Genomic DNA, 3,341 nt, shown 5'->3' with positions numbered 1-3,341 from the left:
CCGTCCGCAGCGCGACGGGGAGCGTCGTCCGTTCCAGCGCGACGATCGTGCCCCGCGCCGCGACGATGACCGTCGTCCCCAGCGTGACGGCGAGCGTCGTCCGTTCCAGCGCGATGACCGTGGCCCGCGCCGCGACGATGACCGTCGTCCGCAGCGTGATGGGGAGCGTCGCTCGTTCGACCGTCCGCAGCGCGACGGGGAGCGTCGTCCGTTCCAGCGCGACGATCGTGCCCCGCGCCGCGATGACGACCGTCGTCCGCAGCGTGATGGGGAGCGTCGCTCGTTCGACCGTCCCCAGCGCGACGGTGACCGTCGTCCCTTCCAGCGCGACGACCGCGCCCCGCGCCGCGACGACGACCGTCGTCCGCAGCGCGACGGCGAGCGTCGTCCGTTCCAGCGCGATGACCGAGCAGGCCGCGGCGGCGACGACCGGCCCCGTCGTGCCCCGGCGCGCGAGGGTCGCGAGGAGCACGGCTCCCGCGGCACCGGCACCGGCGAGAGCTTCCGTCAGGTGCGCGACGACTTCGATGCACCGCTGCTGCCCGCCGACGTCGAGGCCAGCGACCTCGCCGGCGAGGCACGCATGCAGCTGAAGACGCTCGACAAGGACAACGCCGACGTCGTCGCGCGGCACCTCGCCATGGTCGCGAACCTCATCGACGACGATCCGCAGGCGGCCCACCAGCACGCCCTCGCCGCGTCGCGTCGCGCCGGACGCATCGGCGTCGTGCGCGAGACGCTCGCGATCACCGCCTACCAGCTCGGCGACTTCGGGCTCGCGCTGCGCGAGCTGCGCACGTTCCGACGGATCACGGGGAGCGACGAGCAGCTGCCCCTCATGGTCGACTGCGAGCGAGGCCTCGGCCGCCCGGAGAAGGCGCTCGAGCTCTCCCGCAGCGTCGACGCCGCCTCGCTGCCGACGCCGGTGCGGGTCGAGCTCGCGATCGCGCGCTCGGGCGCCCGCCTCGACCTCGGCCAGACCCAGGCGGCGCTCGACGAGCTGCGCATCCCCGAGCTGCAGCGCGACGTGGCACATTCGTACAGCCCGGCGCTGTTCGCCGCGTTCGCGACGGTGCTCGAGGATCTCGGCAAGGCCGACGAGGCTGCCGAGTGGCACGAGCTCGCCGAGCGCGCCATCGACGCGCTGCAGGCAGCCGCGGATCCGGGCGACGCCGAGACCGTGCGCGTCTCGGAGGAGTGGATCGACGTCGACGACGCCGCCGATGACGTCGAAGTGGATGCGGACGAGCAGGATGACGACGCCGAGGGCGTCGTGTCCGACGGGTCCGGGACCGCGACCGACGAGGCCGCGGACGACGCTGAGGCCGCGGACGACGCTGAGGCCGCGGACGACGCTGAGGCCGCGGACGACGCAGAGGCTGTCGATGACGCAGAGGCTGTCGATGACGCAGAGGCTGCCGACGACGCTGAGCCTGTCGACGACCTCGAGGCTGCGGACGACGCGGCGCTCGCCGACGACGCCGAGGGCGTGGCCGACGCCGCGTCCGCGCCGGAGTCGGTCGACGCACCGGAGCCCGACGCGCTCGAGCCGGTCGACGACGCCGACGGCGTCCGCGACGAGGTCGACGCTGCGACGCCGGAGGAGTCGGCGCCCGTGGACACGTCGGCTGCCGCCATCGAGGCCGAGGTCGAGGCGCTGCTCGCCGGCGTCGCGGACACGACCGACGACGCGAGCCAGGTGGCCCCCGCCGTCGACGAGGCCTCGTCGGACCACGACGCGCTCTTCGCCATCGAGCCCGAGGACGCGGGGGAGTCCGCGCGCGACGTCGCCGAGTCCGCGGCGGCGCAGTCGACCGACGCGACGCCCGACGCGCCCGCGCACGAGGCCGACGCGACCGAGGCCGGCGCGTCCGACGACGAGGCTCCGCGCGCATGACCACGCTGCTCGACGGCGCCGACGCCGTGCTCTTCGACCTCGACGGCGTCGTCTACGCCGGGCCCGCGGCGATCCCGCACGCGGTCGAGTCGATCGCGGCGATCACCCAGCCTGTGCTGTACCTGACGAACAACGCGTCGCGCACCGATGCGCAGGTCGCGGCGCACCTCGGCGAGCTCGGCATCGCGACGACGCCCGAGCAGGTCGTCACGAGTCCGCAGGCGGCGATGCCGCTCATCGCGAGGCACGCGAAGCCCGGCGACCCGATCCTCGTGGTCGGCGGCGACGGCATCACGGTCGAGCTCGAGGCGCGCGGCTACCGCGTCGTGCGCACTGCGGCCGAGCATCCCGTCGCGGTGATCCAGGGCTTCGCGCCGACGGTCGGCTGGAAGGACCTCGCCGAGGCGACGTTCGCGCTGCACACGGGCATCCCGTGGGTCGCGACGAACATGGACTGGACGATCCCGCAGGCCGGCGGCATCGCTCCGGGCAACGGCACGCTCGTGTCCGCGGTGCACACGGCCGTCGGGCGCATGCCCGAGGTCGCGGGCAAGCCCGAGACGCCGATCTTCACGGCGGCGATGGAGCGCGTCGGCGCGCGCACGGCGATCATGGTCGGCGATCGCCTCGACACCGACATCCGCGGCGCGAACCGCACCGGCATCCCGAGCGTGCTCGTGCTCACGGGCATCGACCGGGCGCGCACGGTGCTGACCGCGATCCCCGAGGATCGCCCGACGCACGTGATCGCGGACCTTCGCGAGCTGCACACGGAGTACCCCGAGACGCGCGAGACGTTCGAGCGTTCGACGGGGGCGACCTACGCGGAGGTCGGTCGCGCTGCCGTGCGGCGCCTCGGCGCCGAGCTGACGCTCGTGCGCGCCGGCGAGGGCGCCGACACCCTGCGCGCAGCGCTGCACCTCGTCGCCTCCGCCGAGTTCGGTCCGGCGGCGCTGCGCATCGATCCCGCGCTCTTCGACTGACGCGCCGATCGCCCACCACCGGCGCACCAGCCGCCGACGAACCCCGCCGAGTGCGGGGTTCGCTGGCATCCGCCCGGACCGCGCCCGCACCGTCGCAGCCCTCGCCGAGCTGCGTCCCGCCCCGTCGCGACACGCCCGGGATGCGCCCGATTGGGGGAGTGGCCGGTCGGCACCGTAGTGTTCTAACTCGTCACCCCAAAGGTGCCCGGCCCGGAAGGGGCCAGGACCTCAAGCGGGGGCCACCTCCTCTGGAGTCTCCAGCAGTCCGGTCTCGTACCGCGGCCCTGGCTCGACGCAGGGGAGTGCCACACGACGTGCGTCGCCTCTCGTCGGATCCTGGATCCGACGAGCGCGACACGCCGGCTTCGCTTCGGCGAGGTTCGCGTGGTAGCCTCTTCAGGTTGCCATCTCGCGGAGAGTCGCGTGGCGAACAGCAGGGCCTCGATGCAATCCCGGGAGGG

General features: G+C 74.1%; 3 protein-coding genes. 2 read left to right on the top strand and 1 reads right to left on the bottom strand.

Annotated elements, in window-relative coordinates; translation table 11 throughout:
- Window positions 1-634, bottom strand: a 634-nt coding sequence (locus tag FS793_RS16350) for a hypothetical protein (RefSeq protein WP_222123785.1), incomplete at its 3' end; no start/stop codon positions are given.
- Here FS793_RS16350 and FS793_RS15865 point away from each other — a divergent pair.
- The gene (locus FS793_RS15865; protein WP_186329569.1) at window positions 584-1,897 is read left to right on the top strand and encodes a hypothetical protein; all 1,314 of its coding nucleotides are present in this window, start codon (window positions 584-586) and stop codon (window positions 1,895-1,897) included. The two genes, FS793_RS16350 and FS793_RS15865, sit on opposite strands and share 51 nt — an antisense overlap.
- Complete coding sequence (locus tag FS793_RS15860) at window positions 1,894-2,880, top strand: HAD-IIA family hydrolase (protein ID WP_144722135.1); 987 nt, start codon at window positions 1,894-1,896, stop codon at window positions 2,878-2,880. Before FS793_RS15865 ends, FS793_RS15860 begins: the two co-directional genes overlap by 4 nt.
- Window positions 2,881-3,341: the final 461 nt, after the last annotated feature.

Origin of the sequence: Agrococcus jejuensis, from assembly GCF_007679035.1 — a bacterium.
Classification (GTDB): Bacteria; Actinomycetota; Actinomycetes; order Actinomycetales; family Microbacteriaceae; genus Agrococcus; species Agrococcus jejuensis_A.
This window is presented reverse-complemented; position numbering and strand designations above follow the sequence as displayed.

What these genes read in the sequence shown, in the direction of transcription:
- FS793_RS15865 (WP_186329569.1), top strand. Translation starts at nt 584, where the DNA reads ATGCAGCTGAAGACGCTCGACAAGGACAACGCCGACGTCGTCGCGCGG.
- FS793_RS15860 (WP_144722135.1), top strand. Translation starts at nt 1,894, where the DNA reads ATGACCACGCTGCTCGACGGCGCCGACGCCGTGCTCTTCGACCTCGAC.